This window comes from Kribbella sp. NPDC023855 (assembly GCF_040639475.1).
Classification (GTDB): Bacteria; Actinomycetota; Actinomycetes; order Propionibacteriales; family Kribbellaceae; genus Kribbella.
In genome coordinates this window covers 81,764-108,215 of record NZ_JBFAAA010000019.1, presented here as the reverse complement: position 1 = coordinate 108,215, position 26,452 = coordinate 81,764, and the positions used below count along the sequence as shown (strand labels likewise).

General features: G+C 68.6%; 25 protein-coding genes. 16 read left to right on the top strand and 9 right to left on the bottom strand.

Annotated features, from left to right (window positions below; all coding sequences use genetic code 11):
* Window positions 1–186: 186 nt before the first annotated feature.
* The 4 genes from AB0F51_RS37690 to AB0F51_RS37675 form a co-directional block, all read right to left on the bottom strand.
* Window positions 187–423 (bottom strand): hypothetical protein, encoded by a 237-nt coding sequence (locus tag AB0F51_RS37690; RefSeq protein ID WP_360288284.1) that lies wholly within the window; start codon window positions 421–423, stop codon window positions 187–189.
* A gap of 225 nt (window positions 424–648) precedes the next feature.
* Window positions 649–1,407 carry an IclR family transcriptional regulator gene (locus tag AB0F51_RS37685; protein ID WP_360288282.1) on the bottom strand — a complete coding sequence of 253 codons (759 nt, stop codon included), beginning with the start codon at window positions 1,405–1,407 and terminating at the stop codon, window positions 649–651.
* 24 nt (window positions 1,408–1,431) lie between these two features.
* Window positions 1,432–1,623 carry a hypothetical protein gene (locus AB0F51_RS37680; protein ID WP_360288280.1) on the bottom strand — a complete coding sequence of 64 codons (192 nt, stop codon included), beginning with the start codon at window positions 1,621–1,623 and terminating at the stop codon, window positions 1,432–1,434.
* Between the two features lie 3 nt (window positions 1,624–1,626).
* Window positions 1,627–2,523 carry a GNAT family N-acetyltransferase gene (locus tag AB0F51_RS37675; protein WP_360288278.1) on the bottom strand — a complete coding sequence of 299 codons (897 nt, stop codon included), beginning with the start codon at window positions 2,521–2,523 and terminating at the stop codon, window positions 1,627–1,629.
* A 132-nt stretch (window positions 2,524–2,655) separates the two neighbouring features.
* Here AB0F51_RS37675 and hutH point away from each other — a divergent pair, with 132 nt between their 5' ends.
* The 9 genes from hutH (at window position 2,656) to hutI (ending at window position 13,001) form a co-directional block, all read left to right on the top strand.
* Window positions 2,656–4,209: a histidine ammonia-lyase gene (gene hutH / locus AB0F51_RS37670; RefSeq protein ID WP_360288276.1), complete on the top strand. Its 1,554-nt coding sequence runs from the start codon at window positions 2,656–2,658 to the stop codon at window positions 4,207–4,209.
* Between the two features lie 15 nt (window positions 4,210–4,224).
* Complete coding sequence (gene hutU, locus AB0F51_RS37665) at window positions 4,225–5,880, top strand: urocanate hydratase (protein ID WP_360288274.1); 1,656 nt, start codon at window positions 4,225–4,227, stop codon at window positions 5,878–5,880.
* Between the two features lie 141 nt (window positions 5,881–6,021).
* Window positions 6,022–7,023 carry an ATP-binding cassette domain-containing protein gene (locus AB0F51_RS37660; RefSeq protein WP_360288272.1) on the top strand — a complete coding sequence of 334 codons (1,002 nt, stop codon included), beginning with the start codon at window positions 6,022–6,024 and terminating at the stop codon, window positions 7,021–7,023.
* The gene (locus AB0F51_RS37655; protein ID WP_360288270.1) at window positions 7,020–7,676 is read left to right on the top strand and encodes an ABC transporter permease; all 657 of its coding nucleotides are present in this window, start codon (window positions 7,020–7,022) and stop codon (window positions 7,674–7,676) included. Before AB0F51_RS37660 ends, AB0F51_RS37655 begins: the two co-directional genes overlap by 4 nt.
* Entirely contained in the window at window positions 7,676–8,383 is a 708-nt protein-coding gene (locus tag AB0F51_RS37650) for an ABC transporter permease (RefSeq protein WP_360288268.1), read from the top strand. The genes AB0F51_RS37655 and AB0F51_RS37650 overlap by 1 nt, the downstream gene beginning before the upstream one ends.
* A 20-nt stretch (window positions 8,384–8,403) precedes the next feature.
* Window positions 8,404–9,327, top strand: a complete 924-nt coding sequence (locus AB0F51_RS37645) for an ABC transporter substrate-binding protein (protein WP_360288266.1) — start codon at window positions 8,404–8,406, stop codon at window positions 9,325–9,327.
* Window positions 9,320–10,525 (top strand): allantoate amidohydrolase, encoded by a 1,206-nt coding sequence (locus AB0F51_RS37640; protein ID WP_360288264.1) that lies wholly within the window; start codon window positions 9,320–9,322, stop codon window positions 10,523–10,525. Before AB0F51_RS37645 ends, AB0F51_RS37640 begins: the two co-directional genes overlap by 8 nt.
* Entirely contained in the window at window positions 10,522–11,829 is a 1,308-nt protein-coding gene (locus AB0F51_RS37635) for a formimidoylglutamate deiminase (protein WP_360288262.1), read from the top strand. The genes AB0F51_RS37640 and AB0F51_RS37635 overlap by 4 nt, the downstream gene beginning before the upstream one ends.
* A complete protein-coding gene (gene hutI / locus AB0F51_RS37630; RefSeq protein WP_360288260.1) occupies window positions 11,826–13,001 on the top strand; it encodes an imidazolonepropionase in 1,176 nt (391 codons plus the stop codon). Before AB0F51_RS37635 ends, hutI begins: the two co-directional genes overlap by 4 nt.
* A 40-nt stretch (window positions 13,002–13,041) precedes the next feature.
* Here hutI and AB0F51_RS37625 read toward each other — a convergent pair whose 3' ends face one another.
* The 3 genes from AB0F51_RS37625 to AB0F51_RS37615 form a co-directional block, all read right to left on the bottom strand.
* Window positions 13,042–13,677: a hypothetical protein gene (locus AB0F51_RS37625; protein WP_360288258.1), complete on the bottom strand. Its 636-nt coding sequence runs from the start codon at window positions 13,675–13,677 to the stop codon at window positions 13,042–13,044.
* Between the two features lie 31 nt (window positions 13,678–13,708).
* Window positions 13,709–14,242, bottom strand: coding sequence for a hypothetical protein (locus AB0F51_RS37620; RefSeq protein WP_360288256.1), 534 nt, complete (start codon window positions 14,240–14,242; stop codon window positions 13,709–13,711).
* A 176-nt stretch (window positions 14,243–14,418) separates the two neighbouring features.
* On the bottom strand, window positions 14,419–14,904 hold the full coding sequence (locus tag AB0F51_RS37615; protein WP_360288254.1) for a GNAT family N-acetyltransferase: 486 nt from the start codon (window positions 14,902–14,904) through the stop codon (window positions 14,419–14,421).
* A 229-nt stretch (window positions 14,905–15,133) separates the two neighbouring features.
* Here AB0F51_RS37615 and dnaK point away from each other — a divergent pair, with 229 nt between their 5' ends.
* The 4 genes from dnaK to AB0F51_RS37595 are packed head-to-tail and all read left to right on the top strand — an operon-like array spanning window position 15,134 to window position 19,351.
* Entirely contained in the window at window positions 15,134–16,996 is a 1,863-nt protein-coding gene (dnaK, locus tag AB0F51_RS37610) for a molecular chaperone DnaK (protein WP_360288252.1), read from the top strand.
* The gene (gene grpE / locus AB0F51_RS37605; protein WP_360288250.1) at window positions 16,993–17,694 is read left to right on the top strand and encodes a nucleotide exchange factor GrpE; all 702 of its coding nucleotides are present in this window, start codon (window positions 16,993–16,995) and stop codon (window positions 17,692–17,694) included. The genes dnaK and grpE overlap by 4 nt, the downstream gene beginning before the upstream one ends.
* 29 nt (window positions 17,695–17,723) lie before the next feature.
* The gene (gene dnaJ, locus AB0F51_RS37600; RefSeq protein WP_360288248.1) at window positions 17,724–18,893 is read left to right on the top strand and encodes a molecular chaperone DnaJ; all 1,170 of its coding nucleotides are present in this window, start codon (window positions 17,724–17,726) and stop codon (window positions 18,891–18,893) included.
* Window positions 18,893–19,351, top strand: a complete 459-nt coding sequence (locus AB0F51_RS37595) for a helix-turn-helix transcriptional regulator (RefSeq protein WP_360288246.1) — start codon at window positions 18,893–18,895, stop codon at window positions 19,349–19,351. Before dnaJ ends, AB0F51_RS37595 begins: the two co-directional genes overlap by 1 nt.
* Before the next feature lie 52 nt (window positions 19,352–19,403).
* Here AB0F51_RS37595 and AB0F51_RS37590 read toward each other — a convergent pair whose 3' ends face one another.
* On the bottom strand, window positions 19,404–20,600 hold the full coding sequence (locus AB0F51_RS37590; RefSeq protein ID WP_360288244.1) for a glycosyltransferase 87 family protein: 1,197 nt from the start codon (window positions 20,598–20,600) through the stop codon (window positions 19,404–19,406).
* Window positions 20,597–21,829 (bottom strand): glycosyltransferase 87 family protein, encoded by a 1,233-nt coding sequence (locus tag AB0F51_RS37585; RefSeq protein WP_360288242.1) that lies wholly within the window; start codon window positions 21,827–21,829, stop codon window positions 20,597–20,599. Before AB0F51_RS37585 ends, AB0F51_RS37590 begins: the two co-directional genes overlap by 4 nt.
* A 143-nt stretch (window positions 21,830–21,972) precedes the next feature.
* Here AB0F51_RS37585 and AB0F51_RS37580 point away from each other — a divergent pair, with 143 nt between their 5' ends.
* From AB0F51_RS37580 to AB0F51_RS37570, 3 genes are read left to right on the top strand one after another with little or no spacing between them, the layout of a single operon-like run.
* The gene (locus tag AB0F51_RS37580) at window positions 21,973–23,826 is read left to right on the top strand and encodes a sensor histidine kinase (RefSeq protein ID WP_360288240.1); all 1,854 of its coding nucleotides are present in this window, start codon (window positions 21,973–21,975) and stop codon (window positions 23,824–23,826) included.
* A complete protein-coding gene (locus AB0F51_RS37575) occupies window positions 23,823–25,694 on the top strand; it encodes a sensor histidine kinase (protein WP_360288238.1) in 1,872 nt (623 codons plus the stop codon). Before AB0F51_RS37580 ends, AB0F51_RS37575 begins: the two co-directional genes overlap by 4 nt.
* Window positions 25,691–26,377: a response regulator transcription factor gene (locus AB0F51_RS37570; protein ID WP_360288236.1), complete on the top strand. Its 687-nt coding sequence runs from the start codon at window positions 25,691–25,693 to the stop codon at window positions 26,375–26,377. Before AB0F51_RS37575 ends, AB0F51_RS37570 begins: the two co-directional genes overlap by 4 nt.
* Window positions 26,378–26,452: the final 75 nt, after the last annotated feature.

Sequence of the window (26,452 nt, the reverse complement as noted above, 5' to 3'; positions counted from 1 at the left end):
TGGAAGTTAAGCCCTTCAGCGCCGATGGTACTGCGACCGGGAGGTCGTGGGAGAGTAGGACGTCGCCGGACATTCACACTGTTAAGGGCCACCCCATTGGGGTGGCCCTTAACATTTCCCCCACCTACCGCCACACAGCGAGACGATGACCGCTGAAGAAGTCCGTCCGGACGGTGCCGGCGGGATTCAGCGACTGACGCTCGAGTCGAAGAAGTAGGCGACGTCGCTCAGGTGGTGAGAGCCCGCAGACCAGACCGGCTCGGGCAGACCGGCGTACCAGGGGGCTTTGCGGGCGAACTCGAAGGTGTAGGTCGGCGTTCTCGACGAGAGCAGCCGGTTCGTCTCTGCCGCCGGGACAGCCCAGCTGGAGTCGGTGAGCCGAGAGCGCGAGTCCGGCCGGCTTGAGGTCGGAGTAGGCCGCACGGACCCTCTCGGCGTCAGCTCCGAAGGCCACCTCAAAGCTGCTCTCGGTAGACGCCGTCCGTGGTCGTCGGGTGCAGAGGCACTACCGGCCCACCCAGTACCGGGCCGAAGTGGTCATCGGCCGTGGCGGCCAGGAGATCTTCGGATGGAATGTCGCGCAAGCGCGATCGCCATCGCCAGTCCGCGGTGGGGGGCGCCGCGGACGGGATGACGCGGAAAACAGCACTAGCCGCGGAGGCGGCGGGTTAGGGCGTCGGCGGCTTGGCGGGTGCGGCGGGCCAGGAGGAAGCGCTCGTTGGCGGGAACGGCGTCCGTGCGGAAGGTGATGCTGATGGCAGCGACCGGGTGGCCGGCGTGGTCTACGGCCGCGCTGGCGACGGAGGCGACCCCGGGAGTCACATGCGAGTCCTCCACCGCATAGCCCTGCCGCTTCTCGTCGGAGAGGATGCGACGCAGTTGGCTGAGCGTCTGGGGCCCCTGGTCGGTTCGGCGTACGAAGGTTTCCGGCGTAGGGAACAGGGCGCGGACCTGAGCGGGCGGGAGCTCAGCCAGCAGCGCGCGGCCGGAGGCGGTCAGCGTCGCGGGCAACCGGACACCGACGTCGGTGACGAGCGTGACCGGCCGGGGTGGTTGTTCCTTCAGCAGATAGACGAGTTCGCGTCCGTGCAGTACGCCGAGATGCGCCGTCTGGCCGACCTCGGCGACCAACTGGGCCAGCAACGGCCGGGCCAGCCGCTCGAGCGGATCGTGCCGCAGGTACGCCGAGCCGATCTCGAAGGCGGCCACCCCCAGCCCATAGCGCTTCTCCTCCGGCAGGTGCACCACGAAGCCCTCGCTGATCATTGCCTTCAGCAAGTGGTACGTCGACGAGCGTGGCAGTCCCACCGCGGAGGCGATGCGCTCCATCGGTACCGGTCCGGGCTGGGTGGCCAGGAACGTCAGCACCCGCAGGGTGCGGGTCGAGGCGGGAACGTTGCCGCTCACAACAGTGAGACTAGCGGGCCTGTCTCAGATTTCGGACGATTGACGGCTTTTGGTGCGCCCGCGCCGGATCCAGAGCCGCAATCCCTCGCCGGCCAGGGCCAGCGCGAACAGGCCGGCGGCGATCTCCCAGTCGAAGTACTCGGTGCCCGACGTCAGGAAGCCGACGGCGACCGCCAGGGCCGCGAAGAACGCGACCGCGAGGAAGAACCGATTCACAGGTCAGAGCACCTTCTCCGCGGTCCACGCCGCGGCGGTCAGTCGATAGCCGAGCCACTCGTTCACCGCGAGCATCGGTGCGTTGCCCGCGTCGTTTCCGGTGAACGCGCGCTCGAACCCTGCCTCTCGGCTGCGTGTCAGCGCGGCCGCCTTCACCACCTTGGCCAGCCCTCGCCCCCGGTACGCCGGGACGGTCCCGGTCAGGTTCGACCAGATCACTCGCCGGTCCGGATCGGCCGTCGTCGTCACGAACGACACGACCTCCTCACCGGCGAGCAACGCGATGCTGAGGTCGAGGCGCACGTCCGGGTGGTCCCAGTCGTGCGTCAACCACTCGTCGTACGGCGAGATGTGCGACAGCCCACTCGGGTCGTCACCGGCGACGGCCACGTTGGCCTCCCACAGCCGGCGGGGCTCGAGCGCGGTGAAGTCGACGAGCCGCAGGTCATCCGGCACGGGAGGCGGTTCAGGTACTGCGCTGAGCTCGGCGCAGGAGTGACTCATTTGCCGGCCGATCTCGTAACCGCGATGGATGGCGAACTCCTTGGAGGCGTCCTCATCCGCGACGACGACCAGGAGGCTGTGGGCACCCGCGTCGGTAGCCACCGCGGTGACCCGATCGGCGAGGGCGCTCCCGATGCCACGCCGTCGGTGCGCCGGGGGCACGTGCACCGTGATCCGCACCCGCGGAGCCACCTCGTCCGGCGACGGCCGGAAGACGTTCCCGTAGCCGACCACTTCATCGTCCTCGACCGCGACCAGCACGACCCGCGTGGTGGTCTTGCGAAGCTCCGCCTCGATGCCCCGAGCGGTCTTCACCAGGTGCGGCATCGCTGCCGCCCAAACCCCGGCAATCCCCACCGCGTCAGCAGGCGTCGCCGCCCGGATCCCGAACCCCATCCCTGAACCCTAAAGCGGACCGGGGTCTCACTCGCCCCGAAGAAGCTCTCTGAGCTGCACATGTCTCGAATCTGAGACGGTATACGGGTGGTGGTGCTGTGATCGGCGCGGTGGGCGGGGTGCAATGGGCAGGTGAACAGGCAAACATCCCAGGCAGTGACAGTCGGTGTCGGGCCGCTCAGTCCGGCTGACGTCGTCGCGGTGGCGCGCTACCGGGCGCCGGTGCGGATCGACGACCAGGCACTCGAGGAGATCGCGAAGTCGCGGACCGCCATCGAGGCGCTGGCCCATGCGGAGACCCCGCACTACGGCGTCTCCACCGGCTTCGGTGCGCTCGCGACCCGGCACATCGCGCCCGAGCTGCGCGCCCAGCTGCAACGCAGTCTCGTCCGGTCGCACGCGGCCGGCTCCGGCCCCGAGGTCGAGGCCGAGGTAGTCCGCGCGCTGGCCCTGCTCCGCCTGTCCACCCTCGCGACAGGCCGGACCGGAGTGAAGGTCGCAACTGCTCAGGCGTACGCCGGGCTGCTCAACGCCCAGCTGACCCCGGTCGTGCACGAGTACGGCAGCCTCGGCTGCTCCGGTGACCTCGCGCCCCTGGCTCACGTCGCGCTCGCCGTGATGGGCGAAGGCCACGTCCGCGACGCCGACGGCACGCTGCTCCCCGCGGGCGACGCGCTCGCCCAGCACGGGCTCGAGCCGGTCGTGCTGGCCGAGAAGGAAGGCCTGGCGCTGATCAACGGCACCGACGGCATGCTCGGCATGCTGGTGCTCGCCCTCGCCGACCTGGACCGGCTGCTCAAGACCGCCGACATCGCCGCCGCGATGAGCGTCGAAGGCCAGCTCGGCACCGACCGGGTCTTTGCCGAGGACCTCCAGGCACTCCGCCCGCACCCCGGGCAGGGCGCGGCCGCCGCCAACCTGCGCGCAGTACTGAGTGACAGCGGGATCGTCGCGAGTCATCGCGGGCCCGACTGCAACCGCGTGCAAGATGCCTATTCGTTGAGGTGTTCGCCGCAGGTGCATGGCGCCGCGCGTGACACCTGTGCCCACGCGGCCACCGTCGCGGGACGTGAGTTGGCGGCCGCGATCGACAACCCCGTCGTCCTGCCGGACGGACGTGTGGAGTCCAACGGCAACTTCCACGGGGCGCCGGTCGGCTACGTGCTCGACTTCCTCGCGATCGCCGTCGCGGATGTCGCCAGCATCAGCGAGCGGCGGACCGACCGGTTCCTCGACGTCGCCCGCAACCACGGCCTGAACGCCTTCCTGGCCGACGATCCCGGCGTCGACTCCGGCCACATGATCGCGCAGTACACCCAGGCCGCGATCGTGTCCGAGCTGAAGCGGCTCGCCGTGCCGGCCAGCGTCGACTCGATCCCGAGCAGCGCGATGCAGGAGGACCACGTCTCGATGGGCTGGTCGGCCGCACGCAAGCTGCGCAAGGCGATCGACGGCCTGGAGCAGGTGCTGGCCGTCGAGATCCTCACCGCGGCCCGGGCGCTCGACCTGCGGGCACCGCTCGAGCCTTCGCCCGCCACAGCCGCAGTACTGCGGGAGCTGCGGGCGCACGTCGAGGGACCGGGGACCGATCGGCACCTCGCCCCCGAGATCGCACACTCCGTCAAGCTCGTTGCTGACGGCACCTACTTGTCCGCTGTCGAGGCCGTCACAGGCCCACTGAACTGAGAGGCTGGATCACACATGTCCGGACCCCGACCTGTCCGCGCCCCCCGCGGTACCACCCTCACCGCCCAGGGCTGGCAGCAGGAAGCCGCGCTGCGCATGCTGCAGAACAACCTCGACCCCGAGGTCGCCGAGCACCCCGACGAGCTGGTCGTCTACGGCGGTTCGGGCAAGGCGGCGCGGGACTGGAACTCCTTCGACGCGATGGTCAGAACGCTGACCACGTTGAAGAACGACGAGACCATGCTGGTGCAGTCGGGTAAGCCGGTCGGCGTGATGCAGACGCACGAGTGGGCGCCGCGGGTGCTGATCGCGAACTCGAACCTGGTCGGCGACTGGGCCACCTGGGAGGAGTTCCGCAAGCTCGAGGCGATGGGCCTGACCATGTACGGCCAGATGACGGCCGGCTCGTGGATCTACATCGGCACCCAGGGCATCCTGCAGGGAACCTACGAGACGTTCGCCGCGGTCGCCACCAAGAAGTTCGGCGGCTCGCTGTCCGGAACGATCACACTGACCGCGGGACTCGGGGGCATGGGCGGCGCGCAGCCGCTGGCCGTCACGATGAACGACGGCGTCGCGATCTGCATCGATGTCGACTCGAGCCGGATCGACCGCCGGATCGAGCACCGGTACCTCGACGTCCGGGCGAACTCGCTCGACGAGGCCGTCCGGCTGGCCGAGGAGGCCAAGCAGGCTCGCCGGCCGCTGTCGATCGGCGTACTGGGCAACGCTGCGGTGATGGTGCCGGAGTTGCTCGCCAAGGGCGCGCCGATCGATATCGTGACCGACCAGACATCGGCGCACGACCCGCTGATGTACCTGCCGGTGGGGGTCGAGTTCGACGACTGGACGACGGCCCGGCAGAAGGATCCGGCCGGCTTCACCGAGCGCGCGCAGGAGTCGATGGCTCGCCACGTCGAGGCGATGGTGGGCTTCCAGGACGCGGGTGCCGAGGTGTTCGACTACGGCAACTCGATCCGCGACGAGGCGCGCAAGGCGGGTTATCACCGCGCATTCGACTTCCCCGGCTTCGTACCGGCGTACATCCGGCCGTTGTTCTGTGAGGGGAAGGGCCCGTTCCGGTGGGCCGCGCTGTCGGGCAACCCGGCCGACATCGCGAAGACCGACCAGGCGATCATCGACCTGTTCCCGGACAACGAGCACCTGACCCGGTGGATCAAGATGGCCGGCGAACGCGTTGCCTTCCAGGGGTTGCCGGCCCGGATCTGCTGGCTCGGTCAGGGTGAGCGGGACAAGGCGGGCGTGCGGTTCAACGACATGGTCGCCTCGGGTGAGCTGGAGGCGCCGATCGTGATCGGCCGCGACCACCTCGACACGGGCAGCGTCGCCTCGCCGTACCGGGAGACCGAGGGCATGCTGGACGGTTCGGACGCGATCGCGGACTGGCCGTTGCTGAACGCGATGGTCAACGTCTCCAGCGGCGCTTCCTGGGTGTCGATCCACCACGGTGGCGGCGTCGGGATGGGCCGGTCGATCCACGCCGGTCAGGTGTCGGTTGCCGACGGCACCGATCTCGCCCGGCAGAAGCTGGAGCGGGTCCTGAGCAACGATCCCGCGATGGGTGTGATCCGGCACGTGGACGCCGGGTACGAACGAGCAGACGAAACAGCCGCCGAACGAGGCATCAGGATCCCGATGCGGGAGAACTGACCGCTGCACAGTGCGACCGAGGCAATCCAGAGCGCTAAGGTGCACATTCTTGCGGACCGAGATACCCGCTAATCCCGTGTTCGCGGGCTCTCGGTCCCCTAGGATCGTTCGGGCGATCTCCGACGAGCGCGAAGGGGCGCCATGATCGAGTTCGAAGACGTCACCAAGCAGTATCCGGGCGGCACCGTGGCCGTCGACAGCCTGAGCCTGCGAATCCCGAGCAACCAGATCACCGTGTTCGTCGGACCTTCGGGCTGCGGCAAGACGACCTCGCTGCGGATGATCAACCGCACGATCGAACGCACCAGCGGCCGGATCTCGATCGACGGCGAGGACATCAACGCCGGAGACCCGGTCGCCCTGCGCCGACGGATCGGCTACGTGATCCAGCACGCCGGGCTGTTCCCGCACAAGACCGTGGTCGACAACGTCGCCACCGTGCCGAAGCTGCTCGGCTGGGACAAGAAGAAGACCCGGGCGACCGCGATGGAGCTGCTCGAGCGGGTCGGCCTGGACGTCAAGCTGGCCGAGCGGTACCCGGCCCAGCTGTCCGGAGGCCAGCAGCAGCGGGTCGGCGTTGCCCGCGCGCTCGCGGCAGACCCGAAGATCATGTTGATGGACGAGCCGTTCAGCGCCGTCGACCCGATCGTGCGGCACCAGTTGCAGGAGGAACTGCTCCGCCTGCAACGCGACATCGGCAAGACCATCGTGTTCGTCACGCACGACATCGACGAGGCGATCAAGCTCGGAGACAACGTCGCCGTACTGCGTGTCGGCGGCAAGCTGGCCCAGTTCGCGCCGCCGGCGGAGTTACTCGCGCACCCGGCCGACGAGTTCGTCGAGAGCTTCGTCGGCAAGGATCGCGGCTATCGCGCCCTGACCTTCCTGCACATCGACGGCCTCCAGCTCGGACCGCTGCCCAGCGAGCTCGTCCTGGACGACGCGGGGAAGCCGACCGGCTGGCGCAAGGGCGCGGGCGAGCTGCTGCCGATCGGCTCGACCTTCGACCGGAGCGACTCGGTGCGAGCGGCACTGGACGCAGTACTGACGTCCCCCACCGGCCAGGGCGTCTGCGTCGACGAGTCAGGCAAGGCCATCGGCGTCGTCGACCAAGCACTCATCGCCGAGACGTTGCGCTCATGAGCTGGATCGGCGACAACCTGGATGTGATCTGGGCGGCGCTGCGGGAGCACCTTTACCTGTCGGTGCTGCCGGTGTTGATCGGCCTACTGATCTCGGTACCGCTCGGCTACGTCGCCACCCGGTACGGCTGGTTGGCGAATCCCTTGGTGGCGCTCGGCGGCGTGCTCTACTCGCTGCCCTCGCTCGCGTTGTTCATCGTGTTGCCGGCCGTCCTCGGCACGAAGGTGCTGTCGCCGGTCAACATCATCGTCGCGCTGACCGTGTACACAGTCTCGCTGCTGATCCGGAACGTGATCGACGGCCTGCGATCGGTACCGCCCGAGGTCCGGCAGGCCGCGATCTCGGTCGGCTACAGCACCTTCCGGCGGGTGATCGCGGTGGACCTGCCGATCGCGGTCCCGGTCATCTTCGCCGGGCTCCGGGTGGTGACGGTGGCCAACATCTCGATGGTCAGCGTCGGCGCCATCATCGGGATCGGCGGCCTCGGCGAGCTGTTCACCGACGGCTTCCAGAAGAACTTCCTGACACCGATCGTGGTGGGCATCGTGTTGTCACTGGCGCTCGCGCTGGTGGCCGACCTGGTCATCGTCGGGCTGCAGCGGATCCTGACTCCCTGGGCCCGGGTGTCCACCGGCAGAGAGGCGGCCGCCTGATGATCCAGGGAATGCTGGACTTCCTCACCGATCCGGTCAACTGGTCCGGCGCCGAAGGTATTGGCAACCGGATCCTGCAGCACATCTGGTACACCTTCCTGTCCCTCGGCCTGGCTGCGCTCGTCGCCTTCCCGGTCGGCGTGGTGATCGGACACACCCGGCGCGGCGCCTTCCTGGCCATCAACCTCGGCAACGCCGCCCGTGCGCTGCCGACCCTCGGCTTGCTCACGCTCGTCGTCCTGCTGATGGGCCGGATCGGCGTGCTCCCGGTGCTGATCGCGCTGGTCGTCCTGGGCATCCCGCCGATCCTCACCTCGACCTACGCGGGGATCGCGGGCGTCGACCCGGACACCGTGGACGCTGCGCGCGGGATGGGGATGACCGGCGGCGAGATCCTGCGCAAGGTCGAACTGCCGATCGCGCTGCCGCTGATCATCTCCGGTCTGCGCAGCGCCACCCTGCAGATCGTCTCCACCGCCACCATCGCGGCCCTGGTCGCGCTCGGCGGTCTCGGCCGGTACGTCGTCGACGGGCTCTCACTGCGGGACTTCCCGCAGATGCTGACCGGCGCCGTCCTGGTCGCGCTGCTCGCCGTCGGCCTCGACCTCCTGTTCGCCCTGCTCGCCCGGCTGACCGTCTCCGACGGTCTGACCGGACGGGTCAGCAAAGCCCTCTCCCAGCCCAACCCGGCCCAGGCCGGTACCTGACGGACCCCTTGGAGGATCCCGTGTTTCACCGTGTAGCCATCCGCACCGCCGTCGCCGGCCTGGGGCTCGTGCTGCTCGCCGCATGCGGCGGCGGTGGCGATCCGCTCGACAGCGGGACCGGCGGGGACAAGAAGGCCCCGGACAAGGTCAGCAGCATCACCATCGGCTCGGCCAAGTTCGGCGAGAGCGAACTGATCGCCGAGATGTACGCCCAGGCTCTGCAGGCCAAGGGCCTGACCGTGAAGAAGCAGCTCAACATCGGCCAGCGCGAGGCCTACATCGCGGCCATCAAGGACGGCTCGGTCGATGTCCTGCCCGAGTACACCGGCGCGGCCCTGGAGTACTTCAAGAAGGGCGCCGAGACCGGCGACGACGACGCGACGTACGAGTCGCTGAAGAAGGCTCTGCCGGCCGGCCTGGAGGTGCTGGAGAAGTCGCCGGCCGCCGACGAGGACACCATCGTGGTGACCAAGGCGACCGCGGACAAGCTCGGCCTGAAGTCGATCGCGGACCTGAAGGGCAAGAACCTGGTGGCCGGTGGCGGCGCCGAGTTCAAGATCCGGCGGTCCGGCCTGGCCGGCATGAAGTCGGAGTACGACGTCGACTTCAAGGAGTTCAAGACGCTCGACTCCGGTGGCCCGCTCAGCCTGCAGGCGCTGAAGAGCAACCAGATCCAGGTGACCAACTTCTTCACCACCCAGTCGGTGATCAAGGAGAACAACCTGGTGATGCTGGAGGACCCGAAGTCCATCCTGCCGCCGAACAACGTCGTGCCGCTGGTCCGCACCGACCACAAGGACGCCACGGTCACGGACGCGCTGAACGCCGTCTCGGCCAAGCTCACCACCGAGGAGCTGACCGACCTGGTCAAGCGCGTCGAGGTCGGCAAGGAGCGGTCCGAGGCGGTCGCCAAGGAATGGCTGACGAAGAACAGCCTTGTCTGAGTCATTCGAGCAGCTGTGGGCGGCGCTGGCCGCCGTCGGCCGGGACCCCGAGACCGGGGGTTACCGCCGCGGCGGCTGGACGCCGGCCGAACGCGAGGCCACGCACTGGTTCACCGACCAGTGCGAGGCCCGCGGTCTGACCATCGAGTCGGACGGGATCGGCAACCTGGTCGCCTGGTGGGAGCCGACGGCACAGTCGGAGGGCACCCCAGGCATCGTGACCGGGAGCCATCTCGACTCGGTGATCGATGGTGGCGCCTTCGACGGTCCGCTCGGCGTGGTTTCCGCGCTGTCTGCAGTGGACCGGCTGCGCGCTGAGGGCTTCGTGCCCTCGGTACCGATCGGGATCGGCGCGTTCGTCGAGGAGGAGGGCTCACGCTTCGGGATGCCCTGTCTCGGTTCGCGGATCGCCACCGGTGTGCTCACGCCGGAGAAGGCCCTTGCCCTGCAGGATCGCGAGGGCGTCTCCCTGTCCGACGCCCTGGCACGGGCCGGCACCGATCCGGACCGGGTCGGGCCTTCGTCGTTGCTCTCGCGGATGGCCACCTTCGTCGAGTTGCACGTCGAGCAGGGACGCGCGCTGACCGCGCCGGTGGGAGTCGCGAGTTCGATCTGGCCGCACGGGCGGTTCCGGTTCACCTTCCGCGGTGAGGCGAACCACGCGGGCACCACGCTGATGGAAGACCGGCACGACCCGATGCTGACGTACGCGATGACGGCTCTCGCCGCGAACAAGCAGGCCCGGCTGGCCGGCGCGCGAGCCACCTTCGGCAGGCTGTCCGTCGAGCCGAACGGGACCAACGCCGTACCGTCGCAGGTGACCGCCTGGCTGGATGCCCGGGCGGCGTCCGCCGACGTGCTGGAGTCGTTGCTCACGGCAATCACCAGGCAGGCGACGGAACGGGCCGAGCGGGACGGTACGACGGTCGAGATGGTGCCGGAGTCCGTCTCGCCGATCGTTGACTTCCAGCCGGGGTTGCGGGACCGGCTGAGCGCAGTACTGGATGATGCGCCGGTGTTGCCGACCGGGGCCGGGCATGACGCCGGGGTGTTCTCCGATGCGGGGATTCCGACGGCGATGCTGTTCGTGCGGAATCCGACCGGGGTTTCGCACTCCCCGGCCGAACACGCGGAGATGGACGACTGTCTGGCGGGGGTCGAAGCGCTGGCCGCAGTACTGAAGGATCTGGCTCGGTGACGGCTTACTGGTGTGAGCAGGCGCTGCTGCCGTCCGGGTTGGCCGCGAGTGTGCTGGTCACCGTTGTGGATGGTCGCTTCACCTCTGTCGAGGTGGATGCGGTGCCTGGCGACGCGGTGCGGCTCAACGGGATAGTGCTGCCGGGCTTGGCGAACTGCCACAGCCACGCGTTCCATCGCGCGTTGCGCGGGCGCACCCAGACCGAGCGGGGCACCTTCTGGACCTGGCGCGAGCAGATGTACGCCGTTGCCTCCGTGCTCACGCCGGACAGCTACTACCAGCTCGCCCGCGCCGTGTACGGCGAGATGCTGCTCGCCGGGATCACCGCGGTCGGGGAGTTCCACTACTTGCATCACGCACCGGGCGGCCGACGCTATGACAACCGGAACGCGATGGGCGAGGCGCTGATCGCGGCGGCCCGGGATGCCGGCCTCCGGATCGCGCTGCTCGACACCTGTTATGTGGCAGGCGGAATCGACCAGCCGCTGAACGAAGTGCAGCAGCGGTTCAGCGACGGCGACGCGGCTGCCTGGGCGTCGCGGGTGCTCGACCTGCGCGCTGCGGACGACGTGGTGATCGGTGCTGCCGCCCACTCGGTCAGGGGTGTGCCGCAGGATCAGCTGAGCGCAGTGGCCTCTGCTCTGCCGCACGCGCCGCTCCACATCCACCTGTCCGAGCAGGGCGCCGAGAACGAGGCCTGCCTGCAGGCGTATGGCCGGACGCCTTCGCAGGTGCTCGACGAAGCAGGATTCCTCAGTGGGCGGACGAGTGCGGTGCATGCCACCCACCTGACGCCGGTGGATATCGGGCTGTTGGGGAGCTCGGGGACGTACTCGTGCTTCTGCCCAACCACCGAACGCGATCTGGCCGACGGCATCGGCCCGTCCGTCGCCCTGCGGGACGCCGGTTCGCCGCTGACGTTGGGCTCGGACAGTCACGCAGTGATCGATCTGTTCGAGGAGATGCGCGCCGTGGAACTCGACGAGCGCCTCGCCTCGCAGGAGCGCGGGCACTGGTCGGCGCCGGAGTTGCTTGCCGCGGGCACCGTTGTCGGACACCGCTCGCTCGGCTTCGACGATGCGGGCCGGATCGAGGTCGGCGCGTGGGCGGACCTGGTCGCCATACGGTCGGGCAGTGTTCGTACTGCGGGCACCGGCGCGTCGGTGGAGGCGGTCGTTTTCGCTGCCAGCGCGGCAGACGTGCGTGACGTAGTGGCCTCGGGCAACCACCTGGTCGCCTCGGGAGAGCACGGGAAACTGGATGTGGCGGCCGAGCTGGCCGCATCGATCGGAGCGGTGACGTGACCTCGTTGTTGCTGACCGGGATCAGCTCCCTCGTCACGAACGACACCAGCTACGGCTCGGTCGACGGGGCGCCGCTGGGGGAGATCCAGGATGCGGCCGTCGTGATCGAGGGGTCGCGGTTCGCGTGGGTCGGGTCGCGCCGGGATGCGCCGGCGGCGGACAGTTCGGTGGACGTCGGAGGCCGCGCGGTGATTCCGGGCTTCGTGGACTCGCATTCGCATCTCGTTTTCGCGGGCGACCGGGCCCAGGAGTTCGCGGCCCGGATGACCGGTACGCCGTACAGCGCGGGTGGCATCCGTACGACGGTAGCCGCGACCCGGCAGGCCTCCGATGACCAGCTGACCGCCAACGTGGCCCGGTTGGTGGCCGAGATGCGTCGGCAGGGCACCACCACGGTCGAGATCAAGTCGGGGTACGGGCTCACCACGCTGGACGAGTCGCGGGCACTGGCGATCGCGTCGGCCTTCACCGACGACACGACGTACCTGGGCGCGCACGTCGTACCGGCTGAGTTCGCCGACGATCCGGCGGGGTATGTCGACCTGGTGACCGGGCCGATGCTGGCGGCGGCCGCTCAGCATGCGAAGTGGGTGGACGTTTTTGTCGAGCGAGGTGCGTTCGACGCGGACCAGGCCCGGGCGATCCTGCTGGCCGGCGCCGCGAAAGGGCTCGCTCTGCGGGTCCACGCAAACCAGCTCGGCGAAGGGCCCGGCGTACAGCTGGCGTGTGAGCTCGGAGCTGCGGCGGCTGACCATTGCACGCACCTGTCCGATGCCGATGTGGATGCCCTGGCGGCTTCCGGCGTGGTTGCCGGGTTGCTGCCGGCTGTCGAGTTCTCCACACGTTCGCCGTACCCGGATGCGCGGCGCCTGATCGATGCCGGGGTGACCGTGGCGCTGGCGACCGACTGCAATCCGGGCTCGGGCTACTCGTCGTCGATGCCGCTGTGCATCGCGTTGGCCGTGCGGGAGATGCGGATGACTCCGGCAGAGGCGCTCTGGTCGGCGACCGCCGGCGGTGCTCGTTCGCTCCGGCGTGATGACGTCGGCCGGATCGTGCCGGGTGCTCGGGCCGACTTGGCGGTGCTGGACGCGCCGTCGTACCTGCACCTGGCCTACCGCCCCGGCGTGCCACTGGTGACACACACGTTCGTCGCGGGACGGCAGGCCTAGTGCCTGAACACTTGAATGGTGACTAGCTACCTGCGGTAGATCAGCCTGCTGCGCGGAGCTCGGCCAGGACCTGGTCGGCGGTGCGCATGGCCTTCGCCTGCTTCGCCACCGGTGACGACCCGTCCAGGCCGGAGGCAACACTGCCGTCCTTGTTCACCAGCAGCAGGCTGCTCTGGCTGGTCAGGACGTAACCGTCGTAGTTGAACTCCGGCGCGATCTTGGTCAGGACCAGGATCACGTCGGAGCCGACACCAGGTGTCCGGCGTTCCTCGACGACCACCCGCGAGCCACTGATCTCGGTCATCAGCGCCAGGTCCACGTGCTGGGTCCGCTTGCCCCGGACGTGGTCACTCACCTTGACGGTGAAGATCGTGTACTTCGCGGTCGGGTCGCCCTTGGCCAGCAGGACGCCGGTCTTGGCCTTGGTGATCTGGCCGCGGACGACCAGGTCGGAAGCCTTGGCCAGACCCTTCAGGTCGGCGTCGGCGAGACTCTCGTCGGTGTCCGTGTTCGCCTCCGTGCCGTCGGCGTGCTGGTAGAAGGAGCGGTCGTCGTCGTGCTGGTGGGTGGCGTGGTCGTGCTCGGCCTGCGGGGTCTGACTGCCACCACAGCCGGCCGTTGTCACGGCCAGTGCGGCGGCGCCCAGCGCAGCGGCGATTTTCGATCGACAAAGCATCGGAATTCTTCCTTTCTGCCCGCTGGCCGGATCAGTAGTTCGCATTGATGGAGCTCTTGTCGTGCGCGTCGAAAACGGTGACGATCGGCGGCGCGGCACCTTGGGTCATACAGGACGCATTGGTACTGCGGTGGCCCAGGCCGGCGACGTGACCGAACTCGTGCGTCGCGGTCTTGCGCCACTGCGTCGTAGTACCGATCGTGCGGCCGTTCAGCCGGACCGACTTCGAGGCACAGCGCGAACCGGACCAGGCGTTGCAGCTGGTCGAGCCGTACCAGGTGTCGGGATAGCTGGCCGCGTAGGACGACACGTTGTAACCCGAGGGACAGTGCACGCTGCTGGCGTTGACCTCGGTGGCACTGACCTGGCTGATGGCGTACTGGGAAGCGTTCTGGCCGTCGACCCAGCCGGAGACGCAGACCCGCCACGCGGTGGTGTTGAGGATTCCACTGGCGGCGCCTTGGCCGTGAGTGGCCTGGGCGGCGGGTGGAGTGAGCGCTGCGGCGCCGAGCAGAACTGCTGCGGCGATCGCGAGAGAGCGCAGGGTGAAATGGCGGAAGTTCATTCTTGAATAACCCCCTTCGAGGTGCCGAGATTGGGCGTTCAGGGCACTTCGCCCAAAGATCCGGCCCAAATCCGGGACCGTCAAGGGAGAGACCGCTTTTTCCCGGTTTTCCGGCACATTTGATCAAAAGGGGACGCATTCCCGGCAGGCGGGAATGCGATTTCAGCGGCGGCTGATCAGTCCGTCAGTTCCTTGGAAAGCATGGCGCTGGTGGTGCCGTTGGGGCGGCGGAGTTTGCCTACCTCTACGAAGCCGCGGGCGGCGTGGAAGGCGAGGGACGGGTCGTCCGGCGGGTCGGACTGGACCCGGCAGACCAGGCGGTCGAACGGTTTGGCGGCGCGTTCGATGGCGCGGTAGACCGCGGTGGCGACGCCCTGCCGGCGGTACGCTTCGGCGACCACGATCCGGTCAAGGTGCAGGAAGCGGTCGGCGTAGGTGTTGACGAACCACTGGTAGTCGAGCGAGTCATGGGCGGAGCCGGGCGCGAAGGTGAGGACGAAGGCGGCGAGCTCGCCCTCGATCTCCACCACGGCGGCGTGGGCGGCGATCAACCGGAGCCAGTCCAGCCGGTCCGGGCCCAGTGGGTCCGTCTGCTCGACAGCGGCGGCGTTCAGGGCGAGCACGGCCGGTTCGTCGGCTGACGTCAGGGGGCGGAGTTTCACAGGCACACCTTCCCACGGGGGACACCTTCCGCGGCAGGGGTTCGGTCAGGGCTTGACCCCGTCCGAACCCGGAAAATCCGGGCTCAGGGTTGGGAATGACCCAGGGGTAGGGCAATGTTGAGCCAGGTGAACTCAAGTCTGCGGATCCTGACCGCGGTCCGATTTGAATCCGGACCCCGGGATCGGCAAACTTGAGTCTGCATCACTCAACTTCGTGGAGGTAACGCACATGGCCCGCGCGGTCGGTATCGATCTCGGTACGACGAACTCCGTCATCGCCGTACTGGAAGGTGGCGAGCCCACCGTCATCCCCAACGCCGAGGGAGCCCGTACGACGCCCTCGGTGGTGGCCTTCGCCAAGAACGGCGAGGTCCTGGTCGGCGAGGTGGCCAAGCGCCAGGCCACCACGAACGTCGACCGCACGATCCGTTCGGTCAAGCGCCACATGGGCGAGGACTGGAACGTCTCGATCGACGGCAAGAAGTTCACCCCGCAGCAGATCAGCGCGTTCGTGCTGCAGAAGCTGAAGCGGGACGCCGAGGCGTACCTCGGGGAGCAGGTCACCGATGCGGTCATCACCGTGCCGGCCTACTTCTCCGACGCGCAGCGCCAGGCGACCAAGGAAGCCGGCGAGATCGCCGGGCTGAACGTGCACCGGATCGTCAACGAGCCGACCGCGGCCGCGCTGGCGTACGGGCTGGACAAGGGCACCGAGCAGACCATCCTGGTCTTCGACCTCGGTGGCGGCACCTTCGACGTGTCGCTGCTGGAGATCGGTGACGGCGTCTTCGAGGTGAAGGCCACCTCCGGTGACAACCACCTCGGTGGTGACGACTGGGACCAGCGGATCGTGCAGTGGCTGGTGACCCAGTTCAAGAACAAGAACGGCACTGACCTGTCCGGCGACAAGATGGCCATGCAGCGGCTGCAGGAAGCCGCCGAGAAGGCCAAGATCGAGCTGTCCAGCGCCGCCGAGACCTCGATCCACCTGCCGTACCTGAGCCTGACCGACTCCGGCCCGCTGCACCTGGAGGAGAAGCTCTCCCGGGCCGAGTTCCAGAAGCTCACCAACGACCTGCTCGAGCGCGCCCGCGCGCCGTTCAAGGCCGTCATCAAGGACGCCGGCATCGACGTGTCGAAGATCGACCACGTGATCCTGGTCGGTGGCTCCACCCGGATGCCCGCGGTCGCCGAGCTGGTCAAGGAACTGACCGGTGGCAAGGACCCGAACAAGGGTGTCAACCCCGACGAGGTCGTCGCGGTCGGCGCGTCCCTGCAGGCCGGTGTGCTGAAGGGTGAGGTCAAGGACGTCCTGCTGCTCGACGTGACCCCGCTGAGCCTGGGCATCGAGACCAAGGGCGGCGTGTTCACCAAGATCATCGAGCGCAACACCACGATCCCGACCAAGGGTTCGGAGATCTTCACCACCGCCGAGGACAACCAGCCGTCGGTGATGATCCAGGTCTACCAGGGCGAGCGCGAGATGGCCCGCGACAACAAGTCGCTCGGCAACTTCGAGCTGACCGGCCTGCCGCCGGCGCCGCGCAACGTGCCGCAGATCGAGGTCACCTTCGACATCGACGCCAACGGCATCGTGCACGTCAACGCCAAGGACCTTGCCACCGGCAAGGAGCAGCGGATGACCGTGACCGGTGGATCGGCGCTGCCGAAGGACGACATCGACAAGATGGTCCGCGACGCCGAGCAGTACGCCGAGGAGGACCGCAAGCGCCGCGAGGCCGTCGAGTCCCGCAACCAGGCCGAGGGCCTGGTCTACCAGACCGAGAAGTTCCTGCAGGAGAACGAGGACAAGGTCCCCGACGACGTCAAGACCGAGGTCAAGGACGGCGTCGCGGAGCTGAAGAAGGCGCTCGAGGGTGAGGACGCCGACGCGATCAAGGCGGCGTCGGAGAAGCTCGCCCAGTCCAGCCAGAAGATGGGTGCCGCGATGTACGCGAACGCCCAGGCGGCCGGTACGTCGGACGAGAGCGCGTCCTCGGACGAGAGCTCCAGCAGCGACGACGACGTCGTGGACGCCGAGATCGTGGACGAGGAGCGCCCGCAGGACAAGAAGCCAGAGGACGACAAGTGACCGATCGCGACCCAGGCAGCGAGTTCGGCGACGGCGAGCCCGTCGTGCGGGACAAGCGCCGGATCGACCCGGAGACCGGCGCCCTGCGGGAGCCCGCTGAGCACTCGGCGGACCCCGCGGCCGGCGTGGCAGCGGGCATGCCCGGTACGCCGGGCGCCCAGCCGCCGCGTGAGCCGTCCGACCTGACCGGGCCGTCAGCCCAGGAGGCCCTGTTGACCGAGGCGCTTGCCGAGCGTACGGCCGACCTGCAGCGACTGCAGGCGGAGTACGTGAACTACAAGCGTCGCGTCGACCGGGACCGGGAGGCGAACCGCGAGGTCGTCATCGGGACGGTGCTGACCGAACTGCTGCAGACGTTGGACGACATCGGCCGGGCCCGCGAAGCGGGTGAGCTCGAAGGCGCCTTCAAGGCGGTCGCCGAGTCGGTGGAGCGAGTCACGGAGAAGCTGGGCCTGGTGAAGTTCGGCGAGGTCGGGGACCCCTTCGACCCGCGGATCCACGAGGCACTGCTGCACAACTATTCCGACGAGGTCGACGGTCCGACCGCGACGCTGGTGATGCAGCCGGGGTACCGCCTCGGCGAGCGGATCCTGCGCGCGGCCCGGGTCGCGGTCTCGGAACCGACCGAGCAGCTCCCGGCCGACCAGGCTGCGGCCGACCAGGCCGGGACCGGCGAGGCCGAGAAGCCAGCGGAGTAGGGCATTCTTCCCGAGGAGGTGAGGCGTCGATGAGTACGAAAGACTGGTTGGAGAAGGACTTCTACAAGGTTCTCGGCGTCTCCAAGACCGCTGAGCCGGACGAGATCAAGAAGGCCTACCGCAAGCTGGCGCGCAAGTACCACCCGGACTCCAACACCGGGGACGCGTCGGCCGAGGCCAAGTTCAAGGAGGTCTCCGAGGCGTACGACGTCGTCGGGGACGCCAAGAAGCGCAAGGAGTACGACGAGGCCCGCCGGCTCTTCGGCAGCGGCGGCTTCCGGATGCCGGGTGGGGCCGGCCAGGCGGGTGGACAGGGGTTCGGCTTCGACGTCGGCGACCTGTTCAACCGGTCCGGCTCGACCGGTGGCGGAGGTCTCGGCGACATCCTGGGCGGGATGTTCGGCGGTGGTGGTCGCACGACCACCACGTCGACGGCCCGTCCGCGCAGGGGTGCCGACATCGAGACCGAGGCGACGATCGAGTTCGCCGAGGCCGTCAACGGCGTCACCGTCGCACTCCGGATGACCAGCGACGAGCCCTGTAAGACGTGCCGCGGCACCGGGGCGAAGTACGGGACTGTGCCGAAGGTCTGCCTGAAGTGCGAGGGCACGGGCATGCAGACCTCCGTCCAGGGTGGCGTCTTCGCGATGACCGAGCCGTGCACCGAGTGCAAGGGTCGTGGCCTGGTCGTCGACGAACCGTGCGAGACCTGCCACGGCTCCGGCCGCGGCCAGTCGAGCAAGACCATGCAGGTCCGCATCCCCGCGGGCGTGCAGGACGGTCAGCGGATCCGGCTCAAGGGCAAGGGCGCCGCCGGCGAACGAGGTGGACCCGCGGGTGACCTCTACGTCAGCGTGCACGTCAAGCCGCACCGGATCTTCGGCCGGCAGGGTGAGCACTTGACCCTGGCGGTGCCGGTGAGCTTCACCGAGGCCGCGCTGGGCGCCGAGATCAAGGTCCCGACGCTCGACGGCCTGCCCGTCACGGTCCGGATCCCGGCCGGTACTGCGAACGGCAGCAAGTTGCGCGTTCGCGGCAAGGGTTCGGTCCGCCGGGACGGGTCGAAGGGCGACCTGCTGCTCACCATCGAGGTCCAGGTGCCGCACGAGCTGACCGACGAGCAGCGCGCCAAGCTGCAGGAGTTCAGTACGGCGTCGGCTCAGCCCGATCTGCGTGCCGGGTTGTTCGGGAGTTCCTGATGGGCATCCCGTTCAGCCAGGTACCGACCTGGGACGACCGGACCCCGATCTACGTGATCTCGGTGGCGGCCCAGCTGGCCGGCATGCATCCGCAGACCTTGCGGCAGTACGACCGGCTCGGGCTGGTGACGCCGAGCCGGGCGAGCGGGCGCGGGCGGCGCTACTCGGCGTACGACGTGGCCAAACTGCGGTACGTGCAGCACCTGTCGCAGGAGGAGGGGGTGAACCTGGCGGGGATCCGGCACATCCTCGAGCTCCAGTCGGAGGTCGAGGATCTGCGCCGCCGGGTGAACCAGTTGCTTGCCGAGGTCCAGCGCGGTGTCGGGGTCTCCCGTCAGCACACCCAGCGCAGCCGGGTCTTCTCGGCGGGGCCGGCCGGTGACGTGATCGCGATGGGCCGCCAGCAGGCTGCTGCCCGCTGGATTCGGACCCAGCCGCTGGAGCTGGGACAGCGTTGAGTTCTTGCCGGAAGTCGTTCCCCAAGCGACTTCCGGCTTTCCCCGGAGACTCTCACCCCCTCGGAGTCTCCGGCCCGGAGGCAGCTACCCCCGAGGCGCCTCCGGCACCGAGCCCCCGGCCGGCCTGTTGGTATCCAGGCCCGGTCCGGGGGCCTCTTCGCGTAGCGACCATCAGGAAGACCAGTCCCAGCAGCACATAGCTTGAGCCGATCAGGTGTTCGGGCAACGACCAGTGACGGCCTTCGGGGTCGAGGAGTGTGTGCGGCCCGACCACGAACGGGATGGTTGCCAACAGCATCCATCTGCTCCGCTTCCACAGGTAGAGCGTCGCGGGAAGAACCCACACCCAGTGATGCGACCAGCTGACCGGTGACGCGAGCAGACCCCAAACCGCGATCGCCAGCAGCGCGCGGACGTCATCTCCCTCCGCCCGCGCCCGGCGAGCCGCTACTGCAGCCAGTACGCCGGTCGCCGCGACCAACGCGAGCCACAGCAGGGATCGGCCCGGCCCGTCCGTCATCACCCGATGCAGGACCGCCTGGTAGCACTGGTTGAACGCATAGGTCGCCCCACCGATCCGTCCCGGGTCGAACAACACCCCGAACCAGTACTTCGCCGAGTCGGCGGGCGCGAGCGCCCACGCGGCCAGGCTGAACCCGGCGAAGGACGCGAACGCGACCAGGGCCGGGCGGAACTGCCGGCGTACCAGGAAATACGGGATGAAGACGGCCGGGGTCAGCTTGATCGCGATCGCCAGGCCCAGCAGGAGCCCGCGCGGCCAGCGGGTCTTCGGCAGCAGGCAGTCCAAGGCGACTAGCCCCATCAGGATCAGGTTCACCTGGCCGAAGCCGATCGTGGATCGCACCGGCTCGAGCACCATCGCTCCGGCCGATACCACCAGCCCGGCGAGCAGAGCACGTTGGTTCCAGCCGAAGAGGCGCCACGCAACGACGAGAGCCGTTGCTGTCAGCGCGGTGACGCTGGCCAGATTCATGAACAGCTCGGCGATTGTGAGCGGCAGTACGTCCAGACCGACGAACAGGATCGCGGCCAGCGGGGGATAGGTGAACGGCAACCGGATGCCGGGGACCAGGTCGGCGAAGTGTTCGGAGTACAGGCTGATCCCGTGCAGCCACGCGTAGCCGCCGGTGCGGTAGACCTTGAGGTCCAGCGAGCCCGCGTAAACGACGTACAGGAAAGGCGTCAGGGCCAGCAGGGCAGCAACCGGTACTACGAACCGCCGGGTCATCGGCGCACCCGTCGGCGGAACGCATAGGCCGCCAGGAACAGGGAGACGACTGCGCAGACGGCGTACGAGTTGCCGAGGAACAGGTCGAACCCGCGGTGCGTGTACTCCTTGTCGCCCAGGTAGGGCGAGTGCCAGGGCAACCCGAAGGCGGTAGTAACCGTCCAGAGCGTCGCCAGCCCGGCCAGCACCCGTCGCCGGTGACCGGCGGCCTCGACGACGCGGAACCAGAGCAGGACGCAGATGGGCACTGCCCAGACCCAGTGGCCGGTCCAGGAGATCGGCGAGACGAGTACGCCGGTCAGAGCCGCCAGGATGATCGACTCGAGTCGGTAGCCGCTGTCGTGCGCCCGGCGCGCTCCCAGGAAGCCGACAGCGCAGGTCAGGGCGACTGCCAGCAGCCACACGGGCGCGATCCCGTCGATGCCGCCCGCCAGCCGAGCGAACACCCCACGCCAAGCCTGGTTGCTGATGAAGTGGGTGGCGCCGGGCCGGCTGGGATCGAAGATGTAGTGACCCCAGAACTGCTTGGAAGCGTCCGGCATCGCGACAGCACCGGCCACCATCGTCCCGGCTGTCGCGGCCGAGGCGACGGCCGCCTCACGGAACCGGCGGGTCACCAGCAGGTAGATGATGAAGATGCCCGGCGTCAGCTTGATCCCGGTGGCCACTCCGACCAGTACTCCGCGGAACCGGTACGGCAGGTGACCTAGCAGGTCGACCAGCAGGAGAGCCAGCAGGACGAGGTTGATCTGGCCGAGGTCGAAGGACGACCGCACCGGCTCCAGGGCGATCCCCGCCATGCCTACGGCCAGCCCGACGGCCGCCGTCCGCTGCCAGGACCAGCTGGGCCGGATGGCACGCACAGTCACCAACCCGATGATCAGCAGACAGCTCCCCGACACCAGGGACATCACCACGCGACCAGCCCCGGTACCGAGCAGTGCGATCGGGGCGAACACCAGCGCCGCGAACGGCGGGTAGGTGAACCCGAGCGCCATGTCGTCCGGGAACGCCAGGTGGGCGGTGTAGATGTCCTCGCCGTGCAGGAAGGCCCGCGCGGCCACGACGTACACGCGCAGGTCGTACTGCAAGGAGTTCGGCGGCCAGTTCCATACGCAGAAGGCCAGGAAGAGCGCGGCCGCGGCGGCCAGAAGCAGCACCGGGCGACGGGTGATCCTGGTGGTTGAGAGCCAGCTTTCTGAGGCGGCTCGGACAGGGCTGATGGTCATGGTTTCGACCCTCGCCGCCCGGCCCGGCCCGGCACATCGCCAGGACGAGCCAGCCTCGGTCAGCGCAATGGATGACCCGCCACGCCCAGGTGTCACTCCAAAGAGTGACGGCTGGGACCCCTCCGGAGTCGCAGAATGAGCAGGTGAGCGGACAGAGCACTGCCCCGAGCGCCGGCCTGCGTCGCCTCGGCGACAAGCCCCAGCTGGTGGACGGTGCTCTCGGTCTGCTCGCCACTCTCCTTTGTGCCATCGACCTGTTCGTGGTCGGCGGCAACGATCAGTGGTGGAGCGCAGACCGCTGGGTGGTTCTCCTCGTCGGCCTTGCCCCGGCGACACTGGCGGTCCACCGCCGCTGGCCTCTCCTGCCGGCCCCCGCGCTCGCGCTGGCGTGCGTCCTGGCCTATCCGGTCGTCGAGCGTTCCTGGATCCTGATCGCCTGCCTGGCGATCGCCCTGTTCCTGCTGGCCGTCGACCGCCCACCCCTGTACGCCGGTGTGGTGGCCGCACTGGCTCTCCTCACGCCGCCAACCGTTGCCTTGGTCAACTGGACGCGGCTCTCCCACCTGGCCGGACTGCTGCCGGGGATCGAAGGGCCGGAGTGGTGGTTCCTGGGCTATTCCCAGAACCGGCTTCCGTTCTACGAGGATCCACTCGCCTGGTCCTCCTCGGACTGGCTCTACCCGCTGCTGATCGGGTCCTGGTTGCTCGGCCTGGTCTGGAAGCGCCTTCCTGCCCGTCCGGCGATCCTGCGGCCGGTCAAGGACTTCGTCACCAACCCTGCCAACCAGCTGTGGCTGGACGGCGCCCTGGCCGCTGCCTTCGTCGCCGCGATGGTCTATGACCTCTCCAACCAGCGGGCAGGCGACTGGGAAGGAGTCAAGGGCTGGGTGGTGCTGCTCGCCTGCGCCGCACCGGCGTCGCTCACCGTACGTCGGGCGATCCCAGAGATCCCGGCGATGGCGTTGGGTCTCGCCGGGCTCCTGGTGTACCCGCTGACGCAGACCCACTGGGTGCTGACGCCGGCTCTCGCCGTTGCGCTCTACTCGCTCGCTGTGTGGCGTCCGTGGCTGCAGTCGGTTCTAGTGGCGGCGGGAGGTCTGGTGGCACTCCCGGTGCTCAGCTGGGCCATCCAGGGCAAACCGGTCGCGCGGCTGCTGATGACCAATGGCTGGACCGAGCTGGGCGGCTTGCGGCAAGATGCGCTGGTCGGGCGATCCTGGCCGGTCTGGTTGTCGGCCCTCATGCTGGCAGCCTGGTCGGTGGGCCTGCTGGTCCGGCTGGCGCGGGAGAACCGGCTGGCGGCGGCCCGCGAGGCGGAACTGGTCAAGCAGAACCAGGAACGTGAGCAGGTCCAGGTGCTGCTCGAAGGCCGGTCACAGATCGCGCGGGACCTGCACGACGTGGTCGCCCACCACGTGAACCTCATCGTGATCCAGGCCGAGACCGGGCCCGACCTGGTCCAGCGGGACGAACAGGACGTACTGCAAGGGTTTCAGCGGATCGGTGATGCCGGGCGAAAGGCGCTGGGGGAGCTGGACCGGATGCTGTCGGCTCTCCGCGACGCGCACGGCGTACCCGATCCGTCGCTCACCCCGCAACCAGGGCTGGAAGACCTGCGGGCCTTGACGGAAGGCCTGTCCGACCAGGGCCTGCCAGTCTCGCTGGAGATGACCGGCGACCTCGAGCAAATCCCCGACGGGATGCAGCTCACGGCGTACCGGCTGGTGCAGGAGGCGTTGACGAATGTGGTGAAGCACGCCCGTGCCGACGTGGTCCGCGTGCTGATCGACGTCACCCCCGACGGCCTCGGCGTACGCATCACCGACAACGGCCAGGGCTTCGACCCCGACAGCCCACCCGACGGCAGACACGGCCTCACCGGTATGCGCGAACGTGTCCGCGTCCACGACGGCACCCTCACCATCACGTCCCACCCAGGAACCGGTACGACGATCGCAGCCCTCCTCCCGTACTCCGAAGCGAAGGCCAAGGCATGACTGCCCTGCTCCGCAAGATCCTCGCGAGCCGGACGACGGACGTGGTGCTGGCCATCATCGGCTTGGCCATCACCCAGGTCTGGATCTACTTCCAGCCGGCCGGGTGGCCGAATGCTCCGGTCGTCATGGTTGCCGCGGTGGCGCTCGCGCCGGCCCTGATCGCCTTCCGCCGGGTCACTCCGGTGCTGGCCGCACTCGGTCTGGTCACCGGCGCCTACTTGTCGCTCCTGCTCGGACCGACCAACTGGGTGCTCCTCGCCGGTGCCGCACTTGCGGTGTGGGCGTTGCCGAAGCGCTGCCATCCGGTCACTGTCTTGGCGACTCTCGCAGCAGTGGCGGCTCCGCCACTGCTGACAAACACGGGGTGGAATGCCCTACTGCAAAAGCTCTACGTCGATCAGGAGATCCGGCGGCAGGTCTTTGACGTAGTGCTCCGCGGGATCACTGAGAACCGGTTCGAGCGACTGCTGCTCGGGGGCTGGCCGTGGTGGCAGTCGCTGGCGCTGGTGCTGGTCGGCCTGGTTGCCATCGCTGTCTCGCTGCAGCAGCGGCAGCCGAGAGCACGTCGGGACAAGTGGTGGCGACTGGACGAGCTGCCCCGCTTCCTGGTTGCTCGTGAGCATGCCCGGGCGCTCAACGTGCTGCTGGCCTTCACCGCCACCCAGGCGGTCCTCCTGGAGCTCTGGCGTGACCGGTACTGGGGCAACTGGTGGACCGCGCCGGACTGGATGCCGTACGCGATCGCCTGCACGGGTCTCGTCCTCGTACTGCGCCGGCGCCTGCCGTCCGTCGTGGTGGGGGTGCTTGCCCTCGCTTCGCTGGTGACGTATTGGCAGACCTCGACCAGCTGGAGTGTGCTCGCGGCGTTCTCGATCGCGCTCTACAGTCTCGCGGTGCACCGGCCGCTGCGAGTTTCGTTGCCGGTGGCATCCATTCCGCTGGTCGCGCTGCCGGTGCTGGCCGAGCTGGCGCGGTACAAGCAGATGATCTGGCTCTTCCCGGCGCTGGCAGACCAGCCGTTGAGCGATGGCTTCCACAACATTGCCTACGAACATGTCGTGGACCGGCAGTGGCCGGCGACGCTGTCGCTGATCCTGGCTCTACCCGTCTGTGTCGGCGTTCTCGTCCGGGTCTACTCGCGCTATCGCAAGACTGCTGCCCGGGAAGCCGCGCTGGAGCAGCTGGCCGCGGAGCAGGACGCCGCGAAGGCGGTCCTGACCGAGCGGTCACACGTCGCGCGCGATCTGCACGACATCGTCGCGCACGCGGTGAACCTGATGGTGATCCAGGCCGAGACCGGGCCGGATCTGCTGCTCCGCGGCGATCGCGAGGTGCTCGACGGGTTCCAGCGGATCGGGGATGCCGGCCGGCGCGCGCTCGGCGAGCTGGACCGGTTGCTGTCGGCCCTGCGAGATGCAGACGGGGTTCCGGATCCCCAGTTGACGCCCCAGCCTGGGCTCGCCGAGTTGCGGCAACTGGTGGAGGTCGTGTCCCACGATCGGCTGACGGTCGAGCTGGAGCTGCAGGGTGATCCCGGCCGTCCGCCGGCCGGGCACCAGCTCACGGCGTACCGGGTGGTGCAGGAGGCGTTGACGAATGTGGCGCGGCATGCCAAGGCGACGAGAGTGACGGTGCTGGTGAAGGTCGACGAAGCGGGGATCGTGGTGCAGGTGACGGACGACGGCGAGGGGTTCGATCTCGACGCGGCGCGCAGTGCCGGCCGGCACGGGCTGGCCGGGATGCGCGAACGGGTGCGGATCCACTCCGGCGGGTTCGAGATCAAGACGGCGCCCGGTGAGGGTACGACGATCTCCGCGCGCATTCCCGTCGGTACTCCGGCGGGCGTCACCGGCGAGGGGGTCCGGTGAGCGAGTCAATTGTGCCGGCCGGTCCGATCAAGGTGATGGTGGTCGACGACCAGGACCTGGTCCGGGACGGGATCGCGATGATCCTGGACGGGCAGCCGGACATCGAGGTGGTGGCGCAGGCCGTCGACGGTGCGGACGCGATCCGGCAGGCGGCCGCGGTACTCGATCTCGCGGTGGTCCTGATGGACGTGCGGATGCCGGTGATGGACGGGATCGAGGCGACCCGGAGACTGGCCGCCGGGCCGAACGCGCCACGGGTCCTGATCCTGACCACCTTTGATCTCGACGAGTACGTGTACGACGCGTTGCGGGCCGGTGCTAGTGGCTTCCTGCTGAAGCGGTCGTCGCGGGACGAGCTGATCAACGCGGTCCGGGTGATCGCGGCGGGCGACGCGTTGCTCGCACCACCGGTGACGCGGCGGCTGATCGACCGGTTCGCCGACAGCCGGCTCGACCCGGCGGTGGCTGCCCAGCTCGACGTACTGACCGCGCGCGAACGGGAGGTGCTCGTGCTGGTGGCCAAGGGCAACTCCAACGCGGAGATCGCGGCCGAGCTGCACCTCACCGACCACACGGTGAAGACGCATGTCAGCCGGATGCTCGCCAAGACCGGACTGCGCGACCGGGTCCAGGCGGTGATTCTGGCGTACGACGCAGGGCTGGTGACCGCGGGCCAGCGGTGATGTCAACCGTTGACGGACGGGGCGATCTACCGGAAGGATAACTGCGACGCCGCTGCAGCCAGCGCCCCGTGAGAA

Excerpts from the sequence above, each read along its gene's own strand:
- AB0F51_RS37575 (WP_360288238.1), top strand. The coding sequence starts at position 23,823 with ATGACTGCCCTGCTCCGCAAGATCCTCGCGAGCCGGACGACGGACGTG.
- dnaJ (WP_360288248.1), top strand. The coding sequence starts at position 17,724 with ATGAGTACGAAAGACTGGTTGGAGAAGGACTTCTACAAGGTTCTCGGC.
- AB0F51_RS37585 (WP_360288242.1), bottom strand. The coding sequence starts at position 21,829 with ATGACCATCAGCCCTGTCCGAGCCGCCTCAGAAAGCTGGCTCTCAACC.
- AB0F51_RS37590 (WP_360288244.1), bottom strand. The coding sequence starts at position 20,600 with ATGACCCGGCGGTTCGTAGTACCGGTTGCTGCCCTGCTGGCCCTGACG.
- AB0F51_RS37655 (WP_360288270.1), top strand. The coding sequence starts at position 7,020 with ATGAGCTGGATCGGCGACAACCTGGATGTGATCTGGGCGGCGCTGCGG.
- AB0F51_RS37625 (WP_360288258.1), bottom strand. The coding sequence starts at position 13,677 with ATGCTTTGTCGATCGAAAATCGCCGCTGCGCTGGGCGCCGCCGCACTG.
- AB0F51_RS37660 (WP_360288272.1), top strand. The coding sequence starts at position 6,022 with ATGATCGAGTTCGAAGACGTCACCAAGCAGTATCCGGGCGGCACCGTG.
- hutU (WP_360288274.1), top strand. The coding sequence starts at position 4,225 with ATGTCCGGACCCCGACCTGTCCGCGCCCCCCGCGGTACCACCCTCACC.
- AB0F51_RS37595 (WP_360288246.1), top strand. The coding sequence starts at position 18,893 with ATGGGCATCCCGTTCAGCCAGGTACCGACCTGGGACGACCGGACCCCG.
- AB0F51_RS37620 (WP_360288256.1), bottom strand. The coding sequence starts at position 14,242 with ATGAACTTCCGCCATTTCACCCTGCGCTCTCTCGCGATCGCCGCAGCA.
- AB0F51_RS37650 (WP_360288268.1), top strand. The coding sequence starts at position 7,676 with ATGATCCAGGGAATGCTGGACTTCCTCACCGATCCGGTCAACTGGTCC.
- dnaK (WP_360288252.1), top strand. The coding sequence starts at position 15,134 with ATGGCCCGCGCGGTCGGTATCGATCTCGGTACGACGAACTCCGTCATC.
- AB0F51_RS37675 (WP_360288278.1), bottom strand. The coding sequence starts at position 2,523 with ATGGGGTTCGGGATCCGGGCGGCGACGCCTGCTGACGCGGTGGGGATT.